The sequence below is a fragment of the Streptomyces sp. NPDC002403 genome, from assembly GCF_053593015.1.
Genome location: NZ_JBSFBQ010000013.1, coordinates 57,496 through 79,253, shown reverse-complemented (window position 1 = coordinate 79,253; position 21,758 = coordinate 57,496). Strand labels below are relative to the sequence as shown.

General features: G+C 71.5%; 17 protein-coding genes. 11 read left to right on the top strand and 6 right to left on the bottom strand.

Going from position 1 to position 21,758, the window contains the following annotated elements:
- Positions 1-25: 25 nt before the first annotated feature.
- Entirely contained in the window at positions 26-676 is a 651-nt protein-coding gene (locus ACWCPY_RS17000) for a hypothetical protein (RefSeq protein WP_451265647.1), read from the bottom strand.
- A 960-nt stretch (positions 677-1,636) separates the two neighbouring features.
- Here ACWCPY_RS17000 and ACWCPY_RS16995 point away from each other — a divergent pair.
- Together ACWCPY_RS16995 and ACWCPY_RS16990 are read left to right on the top strand one after the other, a co-directional pair.
- On the top strand, positions 1,637-2,851 hold the full coding sequence (locus ACWCPY_RS16995) for a PucR family transcriptional regulator (RefSeq protein ID WP_451265645.1): 1,215 nt from the start codon (positions 1,637-1,639) through the stop codon (positions 2,849-2,851).
- A 213-nt stretch (positions 2,852-3,064) separates the two neighbouring features.
- Positions 3,065-3,328, top strand: coding sequence for a hypothetical protein (locus tag ACWCPY_RS16990; protein ID WP_329817380.1), 264 nt, complete (start codon positions 3,065-3,067; stop codon positions 3,326-3,328).
- Positions 3,329-3,350: 22 nt separating this feature from the next.
- On the opposite strand, the gene ACWCPY_RS16985 is transcribed toward ACWCPY_RS16990, so the two are convergent.
- Entirely contained in the window at positions 3,351-4,604 is a 1,254-nt protein-coding gene (locus ACWCPY_RS16985; RefSeq protein WP_451265642.1) for a cytochrome P450, read from the bottom strand.
- Between the two features lie 80 nt (positions 4,605-4,684).
- Between ACWCPY_RS16985 and ACWCPY_RS16980 the strand changes: the two genes are divergently transcribed.
- On the top strand, positions 4,685-5,512 hold the full coding sequence (locus tag ACWCPY_RS16980; protein ID WP_451265640.1) for a hypothetical protein: 828 nt from the start codon (positions 4,685-4,687) through the stop codon (positions 5,510-5,512).
- Between the two features lie 58 nt (positions 5,513-5,570).
- Positions 5,571-7,646: an MDR family MFS transporter gene (locus tag ACWCPY_RS16975; RefSeq protein ID WP_451265638.1), complete on the top strand. Its 2,076-nt coding sequence runs from the start codon at positions 5,571-5,573 to the stop codon at positions 7,644-7,646.
- 25 nt (positions 7,647-7,671) lie between these two features.
- Here ACWCPY_RS16975 and ACWCPY_RS16970 read toward each other — a convergent pair whose 3' ends face one another.
- The 4 genes from ACWCPY_RS16970 to ACWCPY_RS16955 all read right to left on the bottom strand — a co-directional run bounded on the left by ACWCPY_RS16970 (position 7,672) and on the right by ACWCPY_RS16955 (position 10,216).
- Complete coding sequence (locus ACWCPY_RS16970; protein WP_451265636.1) at positions 7,672-8,118, bottom strand: YchJ family protein; 447 nt, start codon at positions 8,116-8,118, stop codon at positions 7,672-7,674.
- Positions 8,119-8,198: 80 nt separating this feature from the next.
- Positions 8,199-9,008 carry an SAM-dependent methyltransferase gene (locus ACWCPY_RS16965; RefSeq protein ID WP_451265634.1) on the bottom strand — a complete coding sequence of 270 codons (810 nt, stop codon included), beginning with the start codon at positions 9,006-9,008 and terminating at the stop codon, positions 8,199-8,201.
- A gap of 111 nt (positions 9,009-9,119) precedes the next feature.
- Complete coding sequence (locus ACWCPY_RS16960; RefSeq protein WP_072485026.1) at positions 9,120-9,356, bottom strand: DUF397 domain-containing protein; 237 nt, start codon at positions 9,354-9,356, stop codon at positions 9,120-9,122.
- The gene (locus ACWCPY_RS16955) at positions 9,356-10,216 is read right to left on the bottom strand and encodes a helix-turn-helix domain-containing protein (protein WP_451265632.1); all 861 of its coding nucleotides are present in this window, start codon (positions 10,214-10,216) and stop codon (positions 9,356-9,358) included. The genes ACWCPY_RS16960 and ACWCPY_RS16955 overlap by 1 nt, the downstream gene beginning before the upstream one ends.
- Positions 10,217-10,423: 207 nt before the next feature.
- Between ACWCPY_RS16955 and ACWCPY_RS16950 the strand changes: the two genes are divergently transcribed.
- From ACWCPY_RS16950 to ACWCPY_RS16920, 7 genes are all read left to right on the top strand, one after another.
- Positions 10,424-10,882, top strand: a complete 459-nt coding sequence (locus tag ACWCPY_RS16950) for an ATP-binding protein (RefSeq protein ID WP_451265630.1) — start codon at positions 10,424-10,426, stop codon at positions 10,880-10,882.
- On the top strand, positions 10,876-11,319 hold the full coding sequence (locus ACWCPY_RS16945; protein ID WP_451265628.1) for a hypothetical protein: 444 nt from the start codon (positions 10,876-10,878) through the stop codon (positions 11,317-11,319). Before ACWCPY_RS16950 ends, ACWCPY_RS16945 begins: the two co-directional genes overlap by 7 nt.
- Before the next feature lie 120 nt (positions 11,320-11,439).
- Positions 11,440-15,084, top strand: coding sequence for a WGR and DUF4132 domain-containing protein (locus ACWCPY_RS16940; RefSeq protein WP_451265626.1), 3,645 nt, complete (start codon positions 11,440-11,442; stop codon positions 15,082-15,084).
- Positions 15,081-16,217, top strand: a complete 1,137-nt coding sequence (locus ACWCPY_RS16935) for an ATP-binding protein (RefSeq protein WP_451265624.1) — start codon at positions 15,081-15,083, stop codon at positions 16,215-16,217. Before ACWCPY_RS16940 ends, ACWCPY_RS16935 begins: the two co-directional genes overlap by 4 nt.
- Positions 16,217-18,565 carry a DUF5682 family protein gene (locus ACWCPY_RS16930; protein WP_451265622.1) on the top strand — a complete coding sequence of 783 codons (2,349 nt, stop codon included), beginning with the start codon at positions 16,217-16,219 and terminating at the stop codon, positions 18,563-18,565. The genes ACWCPY_RS16935 and ACWCPY_RS16930 overlap by 1 nt, the downstream gene beginning before the upstream one ends.
- On the top strand, positions 18,562-19,755 hold the full coding sequence (locus ACWCPY_RS16925) for a VWA domain-containing protein (RefSeq protein WP_451265620.1): 1,194 nt from the start codon (positions 18,562-18,564) through the stop codon (positions 19,753-19,755). The genes ACWCPY_RS16930 and ACWCPY_RS16925 overlap by 4 nt, the downstream gene beginning before the upstream one ends.
- Entirely contained in the window at positions 19,752-21,752 is a 2,001-nt protein-coding gene (locus ACWCPY_RS16920; protein ID WP_451265618.1) for a hypothetical protein, read from the top strand. Before ACWCPY_RS16925 ends, ACWCPY_RS16920 begins: the two co-directional genes overlap by 4 nt.
- The last annotated feature ends 6 nt before the right edge of the window (positions 21,753-21,758 follow it).

Genomic DNA, 21,758 nt, shown 5'->3' with positions numbered 1-21,758 from the left:
TTCCTTGCCACCGGCGCCGGTTCGGTTACGGCGAGGTGATGGTGAGCGGTGCGGCGACCTTGTACGTCGCCTTGAACGTCGCCGAGTCACCCGCGTTGAGCAGCCCCGCGCAGTTGACGGCGCTGTCCACCTTCAGGCCGGAGCCGGTGTTGATGTTGAGCTCGCCCGTGGAGTTGGTGTAGGTCACGTTGCTCACGGTTCCGGAGATCACGGCCTTGCAGGTGCCCAGGATGGTGTCACCGGTCAGGTTGACCTTGACCCCGGACAGGCTCCCCGAGGTGACGCCCCCGCTGTAGCTGCTCGCGTCGATGCTGATGACAGCACCCGGTGCGAGTACGGCCGTGAAGTTCGAGCCGAGCGGTCCCGGGCACGGGCTGGCCGTGGATCCCCAGGCGGCGGCAGTGATCTTCGCGAGGCCGACGCCGGTGGGGTACGTACCGCTCGGAGCGGTGCCGCTGGCGGTGCCCACCGAGCAGTCCACCTGCTGGCTGGTGTTGGTGTCGACCAGGGTCGCCACCGTGCCGGCCTTGAGCGAGGCCGTGAAGGTGCCGTTCGCGTTGGGGTTGGACACGGTCCACTGCGCGAGGGCGGTGGCCGAGGCCGATGTGGCGGCGAAGCCGAACGCGGCTGCGGCGACGGTCGTGGCGAACAATGCTCGTCTGAGGGTGCTTCTCACGGAACATACCTCCGGGAAGTGGAGTTGGACGTACCCGATTAACCCGCACCAGGCCCTGGGAATGGGCCCGGCACGAGGGCGGCTCACATCGTGGAACGCAGAAGTCGATGGACTCGACTGCGTGATCGAACTCCGTGCGGATCGAACGTTACGAGCCAGTAGCCCAACGCTGCAATACCCGGCGCAGAAAATCCCCGGCCCTCGCAGCGAAAGCAATCCGCCTTAGCGATAACTCAGCAGATCGCCGCGATTTTCTATACGAAAGTGAGTAGTTACGGCCGTGTCATGCGCCCTGGACCCCGCAGGACACTCACCCCGGGCGCAGTCACCGGCGACGGGGCGGCCCGCCGACCGGCGATGTACCCACCGGTAAGATCGTCCGGCCCCGGCCGAATGACACCCTGACGCGGCGCGCGCATCTCGCAACCGAACCTCACAGGGGGCCGAGGAACCCGCCCCCGGGCCATCGAACACGCCATCGCGGACGAGCCGCCGATGAATTATCCATTCCGGCCGACCGGTTCCGATATCGGTCCACCGATCCCGAAGGATTTCCCTTTTCCGAAGAATATGCTCGCCTTCGGATATCACATCACCCGGGCGCGCGAATGACCGCGGTCCGGCACGGTCGCACCGCTCCGGGAGAATACTCACCACCCGCACGAATCGACACCAATCGCCCGGAAGAAAATTCGTTACCCACGGTTACTTTCTTGTCGCCGAAGGAGTAGATGTCCGAAAAACATTGTCCTGAAGTGAGCACTGGCGTCCCACCTGCACCGAAGCACCACAACGGGGCCGAGATATGTGCCCCTTGCACTTCGATCTTGTCCAAGTAGTGGGCACAACCGCTGACTTGGTCTATCTTCATCGCGAACTTGGTACGCACCTGTCGGTTCGTGGGAGCGCTTTCCCCACCGCCTGACCCCCCACCGGGCGCCGGAGAGCAAGGGGACAGTCATGCCAGAACTCATTCAGCCGTCGGACACGGGGGATCCGCTGGGGCCGCTCCCCCAGGAATTCGCCGCCATCATGAGGCCCGAACTGCCGAGCCTCATCAAGGAGATCGGTGTGGAGGTCACCCGGGCCTATCCGGAATATGCCCGGCTGCTCAGCGGTCCCAACGGGCAGGCCATCCGCGTCGGTGTCGAGCAGAGCCTCTCCTCGTTCGTCGACCTGGTCGCCGAACCGTCCACCTCGACCTCGCTCCGCGACGACATGTGCCGGCGGTTCGGGCGCTTCGAGGCGTACGAGGGGCGCACCATGGAGACACTCCAGGGCGCCTACCGGCTCGGGGCCCGGGTCGCGCTGCGACGGGCCAAGAAGGTCGGCCGGAGCTACAACTTCTCACCGACCCTCATGCTCAGCTTCGCCGACGCGCTCTTCGCCTACATCGACGAGCTCGAATCCCTGTCCCGGGAAGGGTTCCTGGAGGTGCAGTCGCAGACCGGCGAACAGACCGAGGCCATGCGCCGCCGTCTGCTGCACCTGATCCTCGCCGGGCGCCCCGCGCCCCGTTCCGCCATCGCCGAGCTCTGCGAACAGACCGGATGGGCCCTCCCCGAGGAGGTCACCCTGGTCGCCGTCCGCTCCCCCGCCACCCTGGACCGGGCCGTGGCGGACCGCGACGTCCTCGCCGATCTCAGCGACCCCCAACCCCACTTGCTCATCCCCGGAGCGTTCGACGACGCCCGGAGACACATGCTGGACGAGGCGCTCCTCGGCACCCACGCCGCCATCGGCCTGACCGTGCCCACCGCCCTGGCCTCGGACTCGATCCGCTGGGCCCGGCGCGTGCTGGAACTCGTCGACACGCACATCATCGACGACGCGCCCGTCGTCCTCTGCGAGGACCATCTCATCACCCTGTGGCTGCTCTCCGACCCGGTGCTGGTCGACCAGTTGGCCCAGCGCGAACTGGCCCCGATCTCCGGAATCAGCGCCACCCGCCGGGAGCGGCTGGTGGAGACCCTGCGGATCTGGCTGGACACCCGTGGCACCGCTGCCCACATGGGCGAGCTGCTGGACGTCCACCCGCAGACGGTTCGCTACCGGATGCGCAATCTGGAGTCCATCTTCGGCGAGCAACTGACCGATCCCGAGAGCCGGTTCTCCACCGAGGCCGTGCTGCGGGCGCTCCAGTTGCGGGCCCGCGGCGAGGAAGCACCGCTCTGAGTCCGCCTTCAGCCGGATCACGGTCTTCACCATGAGTCAACTTACTTGCAAGTAAGGCGAAATAGACGGTCACTCTCAAACGGTTGCCACACGGAGACGCTCTCAACGAGAAACCCGGAACTGCGTCCCGTACATATGGAGATGTCGGCCGCCGCACCCGGCGGCCGAGCCGACCACCGCCTCCTGGCCGACCATCGCGAGAGGGAAACCCCCATGACCGCCTCACACCTCCTCGTCCCCGTGCCGATCCCGGACCGGGTCGCCGCGCTGATCGGATCCTGCATCCCGCAGCACATCCTGCAGGCGGAATTCGACGCCGAGTGCGCCGCGCGCGAGGTGCGACGCTTCCGCGGTCCGCGGCTCTGCGACGAGGACCGGGCCGACCGTGAGCAGGCGCTCTCCGAACTGGCCCGTGCCAACAAGATCCTCGCCGCCCACCACCCACGGCTGGCGGTCCGCCCCGGCAGTTCCTGGTGACGCCCCCGCAGGTGCCCCGGTCTCAGGCTGCGACCGGGGTGAACCGCACCGGCAGCGAGCGCGGGCCCCGGGTGAAGACGCCGTGCTCGACGGGGGTGAAGCCGTCCGCGAGCCGCAGATCGGGCATCGCGTCGAGCAGTTGGTTCACGCCCGTCTCCACCTCCGCCCTGGCCAGCAGCGCGCCGACACAGAAGTGCCGGCCGAGCGCGAACGCCAGGTGGTCGGCGGCCGCCGAGAAGGCGGTGGTACTGGTCAGGTCGGAGCGGAAGATGTCGAACCGGTCGGGTGCCTCGTAGCGCGATTCGTCGCGGTTGGCGGAGCCGATCAGGCAGGTGACGGTGGCCCCGGCCGGGACCGTACCGCCGCTCAGCTCCACCTCGCACGCCGTCTGGCGCATGATCATGTGGACCGGCGGGGTGTGGCGCAGGGTCTCGGCGAAGGCCCGGTCGATGAGGGTGCGGTCCTCCCGTACCGCCGCGAGCTGTTCGGGGTGGGTGAGCAGATTGGCGAAGACGGAGGCGATGGCCTTGTCGGTGGTCTCACCGCCCGCGGCGAGCAGCAGACTGCAGAAGGCCTTGATGTCCTCGTCGCTCATCCGAACCCCGTCGATCTCGGCGGCGCAGAGCGTGGAGAGCAGGTCGTCGCCCGGCGCGGTCCGGCGCCGCCGGATCACCGGGATCATGTACTCGGCGAACTCCCGGCGGGTCCGCTCCCCGGCCGCCGCCACCTCCGGGTCGCCCGTCAGATTGCCGAGGAAGGCGATGACGGTGGTGTACCAGCCGTGGAAGCGCTCGTGGTCCGCCCGGTCCAGGCCGAGCATGTCGGCGATGACGAGGACCGGGAAGCGGGTCGCGAAGGCGTCGACGAGATCCGCCTCGCCGGTGTGCCGGAAGGCGTCGATCAGCTCGCGTGCGTTGCGCTCGATGACGGGCAGGAACTTCTCCCGGAGGTCCGTGCCCCGGAAGGCGGGAGCGACCAGGGCCCGGCGGACGGCGTGCTCGCCTCCGCCGAGCTGGAGGATCGTCCTGCCGTGGACGGGTTCGATCTGCCAGTCGTAGTTGTCGGTGGTGAATTCCCCCGCCCGGTCCTTGAAGACCCGCTCCACATCCTCGTACCGGGAGACGAGGTAACTGTTCGTGGCCTCGTGCCGGATCAGCGGCGCACTCTCGCGCATGATCCGGTACGCCCCGTAGGGATCGGCCGCGAAGGCGGGCGAGAGAATGTCGGGCAGCGACGGCGATTGCGATGCGAACGGCTCGTGCGGGGCAGGTGTCATGACGCTCCAGGGTCGTGAACGGGCAACGCCGTCAAGGTTATTGATCCGCTGCCCACCGACGCATCCCCTGGGAGAACGCCATGCCCACCGGCCCTCGACCCTCCGTCCTGTTCGTCACCGACCTCGCCTACGAGGCACGCGGCCGGCGCTACTGCGACGAGGACATCCATCTGACGGCTCGGCTGCGGGAGGATTTCGATGTCGCGCTCTGTCACCCCCGGGACGCCGCCGCGCTGCTGGAGGGCTTCGACACGGTCGTCATACGCAACAGCGGTCCGGTGCTCCACTACCAGGAGGCGTACGACGCGTTCCGGGCCCGGGCGCGGGAGCTGGGCACCCGGGTCTACAACCCGTTGCACGGCCGGGGGGACATGGCGGGCAAGCAGTACCTGGTCGATCTCTGCCGGGCCGGACATCCGGTGATCCCCACGGTGGACCGGGCGGCCGATCTGGGGACGCTGCCCGAGGCGCCCGAGTACGTGGTCAAGCCGAAGCTGGGGGCGGACTCGGCCGGACTGCTGTTCGTACGGGAGGCGGAGCTCCCGGAGGGCGAGGACGGCACCATGCTCGTCCAGCCCCGGATCGACTTCCGCTACGAGGTGTCCTTCTACTTCGTCGACCACGACTTCCAGTACGCGCTGTACGCGCCGGACCCGGAGCGGCGGTGGGTGCTGGAGCCGTACGCGCCGGACGCGGCGGATCTGGCGTTCGCCCGCGGTTTCGTGGAGTGGAACAGTCTCGACCACGGCATCCAGCGGGTCGACGCCTGCCGGACCGTGCGGGGCGAGCTGCTGCTCGTCGAGTTGGAGGACCTCAATCCGTATCTCTCGCTGGACCGGGTGGCGGAGCCCGTACGGGAGGCGTTCGTGGCCCGGATGAAGGCTTCCGTGCGGGATCTGCTGGCCTGACGACACGTCCGGCCGTCCCCCACATGCGCGAAGCGCGGGCCGGTGTGATGGTGCAAGCGTGACCACTGCCAGCGAGACCGCCCCCGCCGCGCAGAGTGCCGCCGCGCCGCCCCTGCTCGATCCGCGCCGCCGGAACATCGTCTTCGCGACGATCGTGCTGGGAATTCTGCTGGCCGCCCTGGACCAGACGATCGTCGGCACCGCGCTGCCGACGATCGTCTCGGATCTCGGCGGCGCCGCCCACATGTCCTGGGTGGTCACCGCGTATCTGCTCGCGGAGACGGTGGCGACGGTCCTGGTGGGCAAGTTCGGCGACCTGTTCGGCCGGAAGATCATCTTCCAGCTGTCGGCGATCATCTTCATCACCGGCTCGTTCCTCTGCGGTCTCGCGACCAACATGACCCTGCTGATCGTCTGGCGCGGATTGCAGGGCATCGGGGCCGGCGGTCTGATGGTCACTTCGATGGCGCTGATCGCCGATGTGATCCCGTTGCGCGAGCGCGGCAAGTACCAGGGCGCGATCGGCGCGGTCTTCGGGGTGTCGACGGTGATCGGGCCGCTGCTGGGCGGGCTCTTCACCGACCATCTGAGCTGGCGCTGGGCGTTCTACGTCAATGTGCCGATCGCCGTCGCGGTGGTGATCGCCGCGGCCCGGACGATCCCCTCGGTCAAGGCCGCGGGCCGGCCCGTCATCGACTACCTGGGCATCGCGATGGTCACGGTCGGCGCGAGCGCGCTGATCCTGGCGACGAGCTGGGGCGGCAACGAGTACGCGTGGGGCTCGCCCGTCATCCTCGGTCTCTTCGCGGGCGGCCTCGTCGCCCTGGCGCTCTTCTGCCTCGTGGAGTTCCGGGCCGCGGAGCCGATGCTGCCCATGCGGCTCTTCCGGAATCCGGTCTTCACCGTCTGCTCGGTCCTGAGCTTCATCGTGGGCTTCGCGATGCTCGGCGCGATGATCTTCCTGCCGACGTATCTGCAGTACGTGGACGGGGACTCCGCGACCCTGTCGGGCGTACGGACGCTGCCGATGGTTCTCGGGCTGCTCGTCGCCTCGATCTTCAGCGGCAACGTGGTCTCCAGGACAGGCCGGTACCGGCTGTTCCCCATCATCGGCTCGCTGGTCATGGCGGTGGGGCTGTATCTGCTCTCCCGGATGGGCCCGGGCAGCGGGGTGTGGCTGGAGTCGCTGTACATGCTGGTGCTCGGAACCGGCATCGGTCTGGCCATGCAGGTGCTGACGATCGCCGTGCAGAACACGGTCGACTACGCGGACCTGGGCACGGCGACGTCTGGCGTGACGTTCTTCCGCACGCTCGGCAGCTCCTTCGGCACGGCGGTCTTCGGCACGATCTACGCCAATGCGCTGAAGCCCAATCTGACCGACGGGATCGCGGCGGCGGCGCGGGCCGGCGGCGACCCCGCGACGCTGGCGAAGGCCGCGCAGAGCCCGGCGGGGCTGCACGCCCTTCCCCCCGCGCAGTCGGCGCCGCTGGCCCAGGCGTACGCGGACACGCTGCACACCGTGTTCCTGTGGACGGTGCCGGTCGCGGTCCTGGGGTTCTTCGTGGCGCTCTTCCTGAAGGAGGTGAAGCTGCGGGACACGGCCCGGGCCGGCTCCACGGACATGGGCGAGGGCTTCGCGCAGCCCACGACGGGTGACCCGGCCAGGCTCCTGGAATTCGCCGTGGCCAAGATCCTGCGCCAGGCGGGCCCGGACACGGCCCGGCGGATCGTCGCGGGCTCGGACACCCGGCTGGACATGGGGGGCGCCTGGGCGGTGATGCAGGTCGAGCTGTTCACGCGGATGGTGGGCCACGCGGGTCTGCGGCTGATCGCGGCCCGGCACCGGCTGCCGCCCGAGGTGCTGGTGCCGGTCTTCGACCGGATGATCGAGGAGGGCTATCTCACCGGCGACGGTCATCTGTTCACGCATACCGCCGCCGGGAGCCGGGAGGCCGCCGCGATCACCGACGCGTGGGCGCGGTGGCTGGGCGAGCGCCTGGACGAGCACGGGGCGCGCCCGGACGACCGGCAGCTGCGGGCGGCGGTGGACGTGATCGCCAAACGGCTGCTGGCGGAGGACCTGGCACAGCAGCTGTCACCGGAGAGGGCCCTGGCGGGGACGGCGGGCTGAGGGGGCCGGCCGCCGTACCCGCGTGTCAGTCGGCGAAGACCGCGGTCGCGTACACCCAGGCGCCCTCGTGGCGGACGAAGCGGCTCTTCTCGTGGAGCGAGCCGGGCCGCCCGTTGTCCGTGTAGTGCGCACGGAAGGTGACCGTGCCCGTGGTGTGGAACGCGCTGCCCTCGGTCGTCTCCAGCACCTCCAGACGCACCCAGCGCATCGCGGGGTCGAAGTCGACGGCGGGCGGCCGGGTGTCGGGGTGCCAGGTGCGCAGCAGGTACGCCTCGTCCCGGACGACGAAGGCGGCGTAGCGGGAACGCATCAGCGCCTCGCAGCTCGGCGCGGCGGCGGTCCTGGCGTGCAGGCGGCCGCAGCACTGTGCGTAGGCGGCGGGCAGGCCGCAGGGGCACGGTGACTCCGCGGTGACGGCGGGGGTCCGTGCTCCGGCGGCGGGGCGCCCCGGTCGTGTGGTGCGTCGTGACATGCGTCCATTGTGGCCCGCGGTGCGGCCGGCCCGGGGAGCCGGGGGTGCTGTCCGGCCGGTCGGCCGCCTGCGGGGCGTGGTCAGGCCTTGCGGGCGACGCCCGCGTAGCCCGGGATCGGGTCGTCGCCGGTGACCTCGACGACCTCGCCGAGCTCCGGGTGCCAGTCCGCGGAGAGCGAGACCCCGGGCCCGACGAGTTCCAGCCCGTCGAAGAAGGTGGTGACCTCGGCGTGGGAGCGCAGGCGCAGCGTCATCCCCCGGGCCCGGTACATGGCGGACGCCTGCGCCGCACGCTCGGGGTCGAAGTCCCCGGTGGTGTGCGAGAGCACCAGGTAGCTGCCGGGGGCGAGGCGCTCGACGAGGCGGTCGACGAGTTCGGCCGCGCCGTCCTCGTCGTCCAGGAAGTGCAGCAGGGCGAGGAGCGACAGGGCGATCGGCTTGTCGAAGTCGAGCAGTCTGCCGGCCTCTTCGAGGATGGCTTCCGGCTTGCGGGCGTCGGCCTGGATGTACTCGGTGGCGCCCTGCGGGGTGGAGCGCAGCAGGGCCGCCGCGTGTGCGAGGACGATGGGGTCGTTGTCGCAGTAGACGATGCGCGCGTCCGGGGCGGTCCGCTGGGCGATCTGGTGGAGATTCGGCTCGGTCGGTATGCCGGTGCCGATGTCGAGGAACTGGCGGATGCCGTTCTCGGCCAGCCATCGGGTGGCCCGGTGCATGAAGGCCCGGTTGACCCGGGCCATGTCGCGCCCCCGCGCGTCGAGGGCGAGCAGCTGGCGGGCCATCTCTTCGTCGACCGGGTAGTTGTCCTTGCCACCGAGGAACCAGTCGTACATCCGGGCGGGATGGGGCTTGGTGGTGTCGATCTCGATGGCTTGGGGGTCGTGCCCGGTCATAGCGCGCTCCATGGGTCCATAGGTCGGCGAACAACAAGAGTGTGAGGCCCGGCCGGCTCCGGCACTGCGGGTTCGGGCAAGAAACCCGGTCCGGGCGGCCCGGCCGCGAACTCAGGTGAGCAGGAAGTCCGCCTGGCCGGACTTGGCTCCCTGGATGAACGCCGCGATCTCACGGGGGGTGTAGATCAGGGCCGGGCCGTCGGGATCGGCGGACTGACGTACGGCGATTCTGCCGTCGGACAGCTTCATCGCCTCGACGCAGTTGCCCCCGTTCCCACCGCTCCACGGCTTGTGCCAGCCCTCGGAGCCGAGTTCGGCGGCCGGCATGCCGTTGTATATGGGATCCATCACAGCTCCTTGCGGAAGTCCCGGAGGATTTCCTTCGTGCGTTGTGCAGTTGCGGCCTGAGCCGCCATGCGGTCCATGACTTCGAGGTAGGAGGCCACCTCGGGGCGCGCGTCGAAGTAGACGGCTCCGGTCAGGTACTCGCTGTAGACCATGTCGGGGAGTTCGGGGACGCCGAAGCGGAAGAGGACGAAGGGGCCGTAGGTGCCCGGGTGGTGTCCGGTAGAGAACTCCGCGATCTGGAGCGTCACATGCGGCATCTCGGTCGCTTCGAGCAGCCGGTCGATCTGCTCCCGCATCGCTTCGACGCTGCCGACGGGGCGGCGCAGCACCGTCTCGTCCATCACCACCCACAGCCTCGGGGCGTCCGGTCTGGTGAGCAGGGACTGGCGCTGCATCCGCAGCGCCACATGGCGTTCTATGTCCTCGGGTCTGGTCTGGCCCACGGCTCCGGTGCGCATCACCGAACGCGCGTAGTCCTCGGTCTGCAGCAGTCCGGGGACGAAGTGCGGCTCGTACATGCGCAGGAGGCTCGCGGCGCCCTCCAGGCTGACGTACATGCTGAACCAGTCGGGCAGCACGTCGTGGAACCGCTGCCACCAGCCGGGTTTGTTCGCCTCCTCGGCGAGCTCCACGAAGGCCTCGGCCTCGTCGTCCGGGACCCCGTACGCCTTCAGCAGCATCTGCACATAGGGGATCTTGAGAGCGACCTCGGCGGTCTCCATCCTGCGTATCGTCGCAGGTGCGACCCGTAGCACCTTGGCAGCCTGGTCACGGCTCAGGCCGACGCGCTCCCGCAGATCCTGCAGACGCTTGCCGAGAACGACCTGACCCACGGTCGGGGCGGACCGCGGTTCGCTCACTTCAGACCTCCCCATGCGCTGTTTGCGAGCAGTGTGCCATGCGCGGGCCACCCAGAACACAGCCACTCTGAAAATTTCAGAGTGCCCCTTGCCAAGTGTTCGCGACAGGGGGAGAGTTGGTGAGTGAACCAGTTCACGAAGTCTCGCCCGCCCTCATTCGCGTGGGAACGCGGAGCGTGACGCAGCCCCCACTGTGAGGAATCGGTTGTGGCACCTGGCAGTGCGCTCATCCCCCGGCTCATGGATCTCAGTCCCGGGACGGAGGCGCTCCGGTACTGCTTCGCCCTGCCCGCGCACCCCGAGTCGGTGGCCGGTGCACGCAGGCTGACCCGCGCCCGGCTCGACAAGTGGCGGCTGGACGCGGACGCCCATGAATCCGCGCTCCTGATCGTTTCCGAGCTGGTCACCAACGCGGTGGTGCACACCCTGAGCTCCCGCGTCGTGTGCGAGCTGCGCCGCCTCGACAGACGGCTGCGCATAGCCGTACAGGACCAAGGACACCAGCCCGGTGGGCCGCAGCTGCGCCGGACCTCCGACGACGAGCACGGACGCGGCCTGCTGCTCGTCGACGCGATGTGCAGCTCCTGGGGTTCCCGCGACGCGGGCAACGGCTCGGGACGCATCGTCTGGGCGGAACTGCCGCACGGCTCGGAGCCATCATGCTGAAGAACGCGATGTCCCATCTGCTCGGCACGCGGCGCACCCGTGAGCCCCGGCCGCCGCTCGGCGCGGCCGGCACGGTGCGGCTGCCGCTGCCGCCCGCGCTGTCGGCGAGCCTGGGCTGCGACGCGGTGGGGGTACCGGCCCGGTACGGCTTCCGGCTGATGTCGCACCTGCCGCGCACCGGCTGCGTGTTCGCGGACGCCGAGCGCTGGTGGTGGATCGTGCCCAGCGGCTCCGATCTCGATCTGGACTGGCCCCCGCAGGCCGCCTACGCGAAGGGGGCGTACGTCCCCGCGGTCCGGCCCCGGCTGATCCACCAGCCGGACAACCGCACGCCGTACACCCCGCCCATCCCGCTCTTCCTGATGGTGTGCCAGGTGACCGGGGTGGCGCCGTCGTGGGCGCCGTCCGGCGGCGAGCGCGCCGTCTCTGCCCCCTGACCTGCTGATTCATCCCACCGGGCCCCGGTCACGCTGCGTTGTCAGTGGCCCGTTCTACTGTGGCACCACTGATCGAAAAGCCCGCGGCGGAGCGGGCTGCGGGCGGGAAGGGGCGGAGCCGTGCGCCGCTGGGAATACGTCGAGGGCACTGCGTCGAAGTTCTGGGAGACCGAGGCCGAGGGCGCCGTGGTGACGGTGCGTTACGGCCGGTGCGGAAGCGACGGTCGTACGCAGACCAAGGAGTACGCGTCGGCAGAGGCCGCGGCCGCACAGGTCGTCAGGACGATCGCGGAGAAGGAGAAGAAGGGGTACCGCGAGGTCGCGGCGTCGGCTTCGGCCCCCGCTGTCGCTGTCGCCGCCCCCGCTGCCACCGCCACCGCCCCCGCTCCGGACGACGCCACGACAGCCGCGGCCGCTCCGGGTGCGGTTCCGCCGGAGGACGCACCGGTTCTCCCGGACGAGGACACCTTCGCCCTGCCCGCCAACTGGAAGCGGGCGCTCCACCCCCGGCGCGGCGGAGTGCGCCGAGGGCCGGGCAGGATCCGGCGGGAGACGTTCGACACGATCGAGGCCAGGCTCGCGGAAGACGCCTCCTGGATCAAGGAGTTCGCGGACTCGTCGCGTTCGGACGCCGCCTCGGCCGAGTCGCTGCGCGCACACCTCGGCGGAAGTCCCTCACCGGCCGGTGCCGCCGCGCTGGCCTCGATCGTGGACGTGTCGGGGTGGGCGGACTTCTGGTCCGAGCGCTACGGCCTGCCGTTCGCCGCGGTGACCGCGACCGAGGTGTTCTCGGTCGACGCCGACTGGCAGCAGAGCGGTCTCCAGCGGGGCGCACCCCGGCTGCTGGCGCTCGCGGGCCCCCGCCACTCGTACTGGTCCTGGCATCACCGGGCGCCGATCGACCGGGTCCGTTCGCTGCTCGCCTCGGCCGACGAGGAGACCTACCGGGCGGCGGTCGAGGCACTGGCCCGGTGCCGCACCGATGTCATGCGCAAGATCATCGTTTCCTACCTGGTGCCGAGCGAGACCCACTGGGTGGACGAGCTCTGCGCGGATCCCGCGGTGGGCGCGGAGCAGGACCGCACCCTGCGCGCCATGGTGTTCAGCTCGCTCTACTCGGCCCACCAGCTGACACTGCTCCCCTACCGCCCCGACTTCACTCTCGGCATCGCGATCATCGCCACGGTGGCCGAGGGCATCGGACCGGCCGTCTCCCAGCCGCTGGCCGCCACCCTCGACGGCAACCACTACTACTCGGACGACGTGAAACTCGCCGCCGAGGCCCTGGCGGAGCTGCCCACCGACGAGGCCTTCCTCGGCCTGCTGGCACATGCGGACTCCAAGCACGTCCGCCCCTCGCTCCTGGAAGCCATGCGCCGCTATCCGGTGCGTGCGGTGCGTCTGCTGGCCGCGGAGGCGGGTGGCGGTTCGGCTGCGGCCTCCCGGTCCTTGCAGCTGCTCCGGAGTCATGTCGGCGCCTGCCGTGAGCTGCTGACGCCGGTGCTCGGCGATCTCGGAGCCGAGGTCGTGGCGATCGTCGAACCGCTGCTCAATCCGGCGGACCTGATCACCGACGCGCCGGCAGAGGCCCTGCCGGCGGTGCTGACGGCCCCGCCGTGGTCCCGGCCCCGCACCACCGTCAAGAGCAAGGCGGTGACAGGGCTCACGGCGGTGTCCGAGCCCGCCCTGGAGTGGCTGCCCGAGGAACGGGCCGCCTGGGCGGCCACCTCCTCCTGGTACACCACCAAGCAGAACAGCGGCGATCTCGACGAGTACCTCGACGTTCTGCGCCACAACCCGTCCGGGGAAGGTCTGCGACCGGCGTGGGTGTTCGTCCACGGCGACGAGGAAGTGGTCGCCCCGCTGCTCGCGGCCTGGGATCCGACCGACCTGTGGGACGCCGAGGACACGCTCAAGCCGATCGCCGCGCGTTTCGGCCTGGCCGCGCTGCCGTTGCTCCTGCGCGCCGTACCCCGGCAGCCGAGTACGCTCGCCCCGCTGCTGCTCCCGTACGTCGATGTCGAAGTCGCCCGGGCCATGGCCGACTGGGCGGTCCGGCTCAAGTCCACCGCGACGACCGCCCGTGCCTGGTTCACCCGGCACGGCGTGGCGGCCGCCCCGCTCCTGGTGCCGGACGCCGTGGGCAAGACGGGCACCGCGCGGCGCTCCGCCGAACAGGCGCTGACGCTGATCGCCACGGTGCACGGCGACGCCGTGGTGCGCGAGGCCGCCCGGGGGTACGGCCCGGAGGCGGCGTCCGCGGTGGACGGGCTGCTGGCCGCGGACCCGCTGGAGCGGGCGCTGCCGGCCAGGATGCCGGTGCTGCCGGGCTGGGCGGAGCCCTCGGTGCTGCCGCAGATCCTGGTCCGGTCCGGCGGCGCGCTGCCGGTGGCGTCGGCGCGCCATGCCCTGATGATGCTGGCGCTGTCGAAGCCCGGTGAGGTGTATCCGGGAATCGCCGCGCTGACCGGAACGGCCACAGCCGATTCGCTCGCCGAATTCGCCTGGTCCCTCTTCGAGCAGTGGCGGCTGGCGAACATGCCGGCCAAGGAGTCGTGGGCCCTGCACGCGCTGGGTCTGCTGGGTGACGACGGGACGGTCCGCCGGCTCACACCGATCATCCGTGCCTGGCCCGGTGAGGGGGCACACCACCGGGCGGTGGAAGGGCTCGACGTGCTGGCGTCCATCGGCAGCGATGTGGCGCTGCTGCATCTGCACGGCATCTCGCAGCGGGTGAAGTTCAAGGCGCTCAAGGTGCGGGCCCAGGAGAAGATCGCCGAGGTCGCCGCAGGGCTGGGGCTGACCGGGGAACAGCTCTCCGACCGTCTGGTTCCGGACTTCGGCCTGGACTCGGACGGCTCGACGGTCGTCGACTACGGCACCCGTTCGTTCACGGTCGGTTTCGACGAGCAGCTGCGCCCGTACGTGCTGGACGGTGACGGCAAGCGCCGCAAGGACCTCCCGAAGCCGGGCGCCCGGGACGACGCGGAGCTCGCCCCCGCGGAGCGCAAGCGGTTCATGGCGCTCAAGAAGGACGTCCGGACGGTCGCCTCGGACCAGGTGAGGCGGTTGGAGGCCGCGATGGTGACCGCACGGTCCTGGACGGCCCAGGAGTTCCAGGAGCTGTTCGTCGGTCATCCGCTGCTGTGGCACCTGGTGCGCCGGCTGGTGTGGCTGAGCGGGACGGACGGTGCGGCGCGCACGGCGTTCCGGGTCGCGGAGGACCGTACGTTCGCCGACGTCGAGGACGATGTCTTCGTCCTGCCCGACGACGCGACCGTGTGGCTCGCGCACCCGCTGCACCTGGGCGACGAACTGACCTCCTGGGCCGAGGTGTTCGCCGACTACGAGATCCTCCAGCCGTTCCCGCAGCTCGGGCGCACCGTGCTCACGCTGCCCGAGGAGGAGGCCGGGGAGTACCGGCTCACCCGGTTCGAGGGCCTGAAGGTGCCGATCGGGAAGGTGCTCGGGCTGGAGCGGCGTGGCTGGCGACGCGGTGTCCCGCAGGACGCCGGGGTGGAGCGCTGGATCTCCAAGCGGCTGAGCGACGACTGCTACCTCGTGATCGCACTGGACCCCGGCATCGCGGTCGGTGTGGTCGACATGTTCCCCGAGCAGGTTCTGGAGACGGTCTGGCTCGACGATCGGCCCGACGACCACTGGACGCGGCGCACCCACTCGCTCCGGTTCACCGGGCTGGACGCGGTGACCCTGTCCGAACTCCTCGTCGACCTGGCCGAGCTCACCGAGGGCGTCGCATCGTGACCGGGCGGGACGAGATCCGGGGCGAAGCACCGAACGGCGATGCGGTACCGGTGCAGCGGCCCCCGGCCGAGGTGCGGTACGCCGAGGAGCTGGCGGCCCTGCGGGCGGACGACCGCGATCCGCGTCCGCCCGGCTGGGAGCTGAGCCTGCGTGCCGCGCGCCGGTTCGTCATCGGTGACGTGGAGACGGGCATCAGCCGGAAGTTCGTCGGCAACCCCTCCCTGGTGGACCGGGCTCTGGTGACTCTGGCGACGAGCCGCGGCCTGATGCTGGTCGGGGAGCCGGGCACCGCCAAGTCGCTGTTGTCCGAACTGATCGCGGCAGCGGTCAGCGGGGACTCGACGCTGACGGTGCAGGGCGGTGCGGCCACCACCGAGGACCAGATCAAGTACGGCTGGAACTACGCACTGCTGGTCGCCGAGGGGCCCTCCACCCGGTCGCTCGTCCCCGCCCCGATGCTGCGGGGCATGGCGGAGGGCAGGCTCGTCCGGTTCGAGGAGATCACCCGCTGTCCGCTGGAGGTGCAGGACTCACTGCTGTCGCTGCTCTCCGAGCGGGTGGTGGCCATCCCCGAGCTGACCGGGCCCGACGGCATGGTCTTCGCCCGGCAGGGGTTCAATGTCATCGCCACGGCCAACACCCGGGACCGGGGTGTCAACGAGATGAGCGCTGCCCTCAAGCGGCGGTTCAACTTCGAGACGGTCTTCCCGATCCCCGACCTGGACACCGAACTGGCTCTGGTCGAGGCCGAGGTGACGACCCTGCTGCGACGCTCCGGGGTGGAGCCGCCACCGGACCGGGATGTGCTGGAGGTCCTGGTCGGTACGTTCCGGGAACTGCGTGCGGGGGCCGGTGAGCGGGGCGGGTCCGGCACCGGTCCTGACCGGCCCTCGGCGGTGATGAGTACGGCCGAGGCCGTGTCCGTCGCCCATGCCGTGGGGGTGCGCGGCTGGTTCCTGCGCGGCGAGCCCGGCAGTGCCGCCGATGTGGTGGCCTGTCTGGCCGGTACGGCGGCGAAGGACAGTCCGGAGGACCTGGCCCGGTTGCGCCGATATCTGGAGCAGCAGGTGCCGCACCGTCGCGGTCCGCAGTGGAAGGCGCTGCACGACGCACGCCATCTGCTGGCCGGCTGATGTCCGCGGTGTTCCTGGGGGTGCGTCACCACTCCCCCGCCTGCGCACGGCTGGTCGAGCGGACCATCGGTGAGCTCCGGCCCGCCCAGGTGCTGATCGAGGGCCCCGCCGAGATGAACGGGCGGCTGGACGAGCTGCTGCTCGGGCACGAGCTGCCGGTCGCGGTGTTCAGTCACTACCGCGACGGGGAACGGGCCGCGACGTCCTGGGCCCCGCTGTGCGACTACTCGCCGGAGTGGGTCGCGCTGCGGGCGGGGCGGGCGGCCGGGGCGGAGGTCCGCTTCATCGATCTGCCGGCCTGGCATCCGGCCTTCGCCGAGCGCACCAATCGCTATGCCGACGCGGAGGCGCGCTATGCGGAGGCCACGGAGCGGCTGTGCCGGCACTTCGCGGTGGACTCCTCCGACGCCCTGTGGGACCGCCTGTTCGAGGTCGAGCCGGACGAGGGTCTCGCCGAGCGGCTCGACGCGTACTTCGCACTGGTCCGGGGTGACGCGGAGGCCGACGCGGGGGACCGGGCCCGGGAGACGTACATGGCCGCGTGGGTGCGCGCGGCGGTGGATGCCGCCGGGGACCGGCCGGTTCTGGTGGTCACCGGTGGGTTCCACCAGCCCGCGCTCCGTGCACTCACCGGGTCCGGTGAGCCGGACGGCGCGGCCGGCGACGGCTGGGAGCGGGGCGAGGACGGCTGGCCCCGGGTGCCCGCCGCACCGGACGGCGCCATGGCCGGGAGTTTCCTCGTGCCGTACTCCTTCCGGCAGTTGGATGCCTTCTCCGGGTACCAGTCGGGGATGCCGTCGCCCGGCTACTACCAGCGGGTGTGGGAGGCGGGTACCGAGGCCGCGGCGGACGGCTTGCTGCGGGTGGTCGTCGAGCGGCTGCGGGCGCGGAAGTTCCCGGTGTCCACCGCCGATCTGATCGCCGCCCGGAGCCTGGCCCAGGGGCTCACGGCGCTGCGCGGCCATCCGCGCCCCGCCAGGATCGATGTGCTGGACGGCCTGGCGGGCGCCCTGATCACGGACGACCTCGACCGCCCGCTGCCGTGGACGGGCCGGGACACCGTGACGGCGGGCACCCATCCCGTGGTGGCCGAGATGGTCGCGGCGTGCGGCGGCGACCGCACCGGGCGGCTCCATCCCGGCACTCCGGCGCCGCCCCTGGTCCACGACGTCGCGGCGCAGCTGGCCGGGCTGGCGCTGGACGGCGGCCCGGAGGCCACGTACCGCCTCGACCTCACGGACGCCACCGGTCTGGAACGCAGCCGGACGCTCCACCGGCTGCGGGTGCTGGGGATCCCCGGCCATGTCAGGACCTCCGGTCCCGCGCACGGTGCCGACCCGGTGTTCACCGAACGCTGGGAGGCGCGGTCCGTCGCGGGGCGCGAGGCCGCGCTGGTGGAGGCGGGAGCGTACGGGGCGACGCTGGCCGAAGCGGCGGCTGTCGCGCTCACCGGGCGGACGCGGGCCGGCTCGGCGGAGGCCGATCACCTGGCGGGGGCGCTGTTCGACGCCGTGCTGTGCGGAGCCGACGGCCTGTCGGACCAGCTGCTCGGCGAAATCGCCGGCCGGGTACGCGAGTTGCCCATGCCCGGCCCGCTCGGGGCGGTACTCGCCACGGCGCTCGGGCTGTGGCGGCACGACCGGGTGTTCGGCATGGCGCGCGGTCCGTTGCTCGGTACCGTGATCGACGGGGCGACGGAGCGGCTGCTGTGGCTGCTGGAGGGTGCGCGCGGTTCGTCGGGGGTGGACTTCTCCCGGCTGCGGGCCGTGGTCGCGGTGCGCGACGCGGTGCTGCACGCACCGGAGCTGCTCTCCTCGACCCGGGAGACCACGGCCGGCATCGCCCGGCGGATCGCGGGCGACCCCGAGGCACCGATCGATCTGCGCGGGGCCGCGTTCGGACTGCACCGCTCGCTCGGGCGGGTCCCGGGCGCGGCCGGAGACCCGGCCGAGGCGGTGCGTACGGTGGCGAGGGCCGGTACGGACGCCCTCGGCGACTGGCTGGCCGGGCTGTTCGCACTGGCCCGCGACGAGGTGACGGGCGCGGTGGGCAGCGAGGACGGCGAGGATGCCGAATCGCTGATCGATGTGCTGGACGCCCTGGTCTGCGCACTGCCCGACGACGCGTTCCTGTCCGGGCTGCCCGCGCTGCGGCAGGCCTTCGCGTTCTTCCCGCCGCGTGAGCGGGACCGGATCGCCGGCCGTCTGCTGGAACGGCGTGGGGTGCGCGGCTCGTCGCGTTCCCTGCTGCGTACCACCGCGGACCCCCTGCTGATCGCCCGGGCCCGCGCCCTGGAGGAATCCGTCTCCCGCCTGCTGACCCGTTACGAACTGGAAGCCACCCCATGACCACGCCCGAACAAGCCCCCGGCCGGGCACCCGTGCCCGGAGAGGGGACCGGCACGGCTCCCGACGCGGGCCTGGAGCGGTGGCGGCTGGTCCTCGGCTCCGCCGCCGAACGGCACACCGGGCCGCTGGGGCCGGCCGACGCCGGTCGCGACGCCGCCCTCGACTGGCTCTACGGCCGCGACCCCGACCTCGCCCGGAGGGGGGTGCGCCGTTCCGGCACCACCTCCCGGGAGGGCGGCGACGGCCCGTCCGCGGTGACCGCGATCGACTGGCTCGACGACATCCACCGGCTCTTCCCGAAGGAGACCATCGAGCGCCTGGAGCGCGACGCCGTCGAGAAGTACGGGATCCAGGAGATCGTCACCGACCCCGCGGTACTGGAGCGGGTCGAGCCGAGCCAGACCCTGCTCCGTGCCGTGCTGCGCACCAAACATCTGATGAACCCGCAGGTGCTGCGGCTGGCCCGGCGCATCGTCGAGTCGGTGGTGAAGCAGCTCCTGGCCCGGCTCCAGCCGGAGATCCGCCGGGCGTTCCACGGCACCCGCTCCCGCAGGCCGAGCCGGGTCCCGCTGGCGAGGGACTTCGACTTCCGGCAGACCGTGAGGGCCAACCTCGCGCACTACCGGCCCGCCGAACGGCGCCTGCTCATCGAGCGCGCCCACTTCCACTCCCGTACCCGGCGCCATGTGACGCAGTGGCAGCTGATCCTGCTGGTCGACCAGTCGGGTTCGATGGCCGGATCGGTCATCCACTCCGCGGTGACCGCCGCCTGCCTGTGGGGTCTGCCCGGCCTCAAGACGCACCTGGTCGCCTTCGACACCCAGGTGGTGGACCTGACCGCCGATGTGACCGATCCGGTGGAGCTGCTGATGCGGGTCCAGCTGGGCGGCGGCACCGATATCGCACGGGCGGTGGAGTACGGCGCGGGCCTGGTGGAGAACCCCCGGCGCACGATCGTCGCGCTGATCACCGACTTCTACGAGGGCGGCGACCCCTACCGGCTGGTGCGGGCGGTGCGGGGGCTGGTGGAACAGGGCTCGACCGTGCTGGGGCTGGCCGCTCTCGACGAGGACGCCGAGCCGGACTACGACCGGCTGACGGCCGGGCAGCTCGCCTCGGCCGGGGCGCACGTCGGGGCGATGACACCGGGCCGGCTGGCCGGGTTCGTGGCCGAGAGGCTGGGCCGATGACCGACGCGGGAACCGGCGCCGCAGTGCGCGCCGATCTGCTCGCCCTCACTCCGGAGACCCTCGCCGCACTGGCCAACCGCGGTCTCGTCAAGCGCGCCACGAAGGAGCTGGACGCGGGGACGGTGCCCGCTCTCACGACCGATCCGGACACCACGGTGCGCGCCCACTTCGCCGACGGCACCACCGCGGCACTGCCTCCCGGCACCGGTCTGGACGACGGCGACTGCAGCTGCGCCGCACCCGGCGTGTGCCGCCACCTCATCGCCCTGGTGCTGGCCCATCAGCGCGGCGCCGCGGCCGGTCCGGACGGCACCCCCGCCACGTTCACCGACTGGTCCCCCGGCGGCACCGGCGACGCGGCTCTGACCGAGGCCGTCGGCGCCCGCCCACTCGCCGCGGCCCGGCGCACCTTCGAGCGGGGATACGCCGCCGTGGTGCACCGTCCGTCCCCCGATCACCCCGAGCCCCGGGTCGATCTCCCCACCTGCGCGGTGCGTTTCCCGGTCCCCGGCGAGATCGCCCACGCCTTGACGGACGCTGCGGCCGCGTTGCGCGGCGAGGTGGTGGCGCTCGCGGTATGGGCGTTCCGGGCCGCCGACACCATGGGCACCGCGGAGCGTTCCGTACCGGTCCAGGTCGGTGGCCGTCCCACCGCACCGGCCACGGCCCTGCCCGCGCTCGACGCGGCCGTGGGGCTGGCGGACGAACTGCTCACGGAGGGCGTGGCCCATGTCGGGCCGGTGCACGGCGGAGCCCTGGCACGTGCCGGTGCCGCGCTCACCGCCGCGTCCATGCACTGGCCGGCGGGCGCACTCGCCGAGCTGACGGACCAGCTCACCGCGTACGCCGACCGCACCGCGCACTACCGCCCGGAGTCGGTCGCCGCCCTGCTCACCGAGGTGCACGCCCGGCGGCGGGCCGCCGCGCACCCCGGTGTGCTCGGTACCCGCGAGGCCGGGGACACCCCGCTGCGCCGGGTCCGGCTCGTCTCGCTCGGCTGCCGCGTCCACGGCACCGCGCAGTCCCTGGTCTCCGAGGTGTACTTCGCCCACCCCGGCGCGGGCACGGTCCTCGTACTGCGCAAGGCCTGGACGGCCCCCGAGGGCAAGGAGCTCTCCGCCCACCAGCTGGCCACCCGTCGTCTCCTCGCCACACCGCTGGGCTCGCTGGCCACCGGAAGCCTGGTCAGCGAGAGCGTCCGGCGCACCCCGAGCCGAGCGCTGACGGTCGCCCGGGGCAGACTCGGCACGACCACCATCACCCCGGTCGGCGCCGCCTGGACGGAGCTTCCCGACCCCTTGCTCGTACAGGATCTGACCGCCCTGACGGCGGGCTGGGACGGCAGGCCGCCCCGGCTGATCCGGCCGCGGGTCGAGGCGGAGGCGGTCCATGTGCTCGCGCTGTCGCAGGTGGAGAGCGTCGGTTACGACCCGGCCGAGCAGCGCCTCGAAGCCATGGTGCGCGACGCGGCGGGGAACCGGGCGCTGGTGACGTCGGAGTACCGGCCGGAGTGCCCCGGCGCGCTGGACACCCTGGCCGACGCGCTGGAGGGCGGCGCCACCCACATCAGCGGTTCGCTGCACCGGTCCGGCGGCGGAGTCCGGATCGATCCGCTCGCGGTGCTCACCCCGGCGGGGACGGTCGTGCCCGATCTCGCCGCGGGTGACGGCTCCACGGCACTGGCGGCGATGGGGCGACGCCCGTCCGAGCCGCTGACGGCGGCGCTGGACGAGGCGATGTCCGCCATGGCGGCGGTGCCGCACAGCGGGCTGCGCCATCTGAACGTCCCCGCCCGCGCCCGGATCGACGAAGCGGCGACCGCGTTGTCCCGCACCGGCCTGACCCGCGCCGCGACCCTGCTGCGCGCCTTCACCGAAACCCTGGACGACGGGGCCCTGCCGGACGAGGAGGCTCTCGCCGCCCGCTCCGGGGCGTGGCTGTCGGCCCAGCTCCACCTCCTGGTCAGCAGCGAGCTCCGCTCGTCCGGAGCGGGCTGAGGGGCC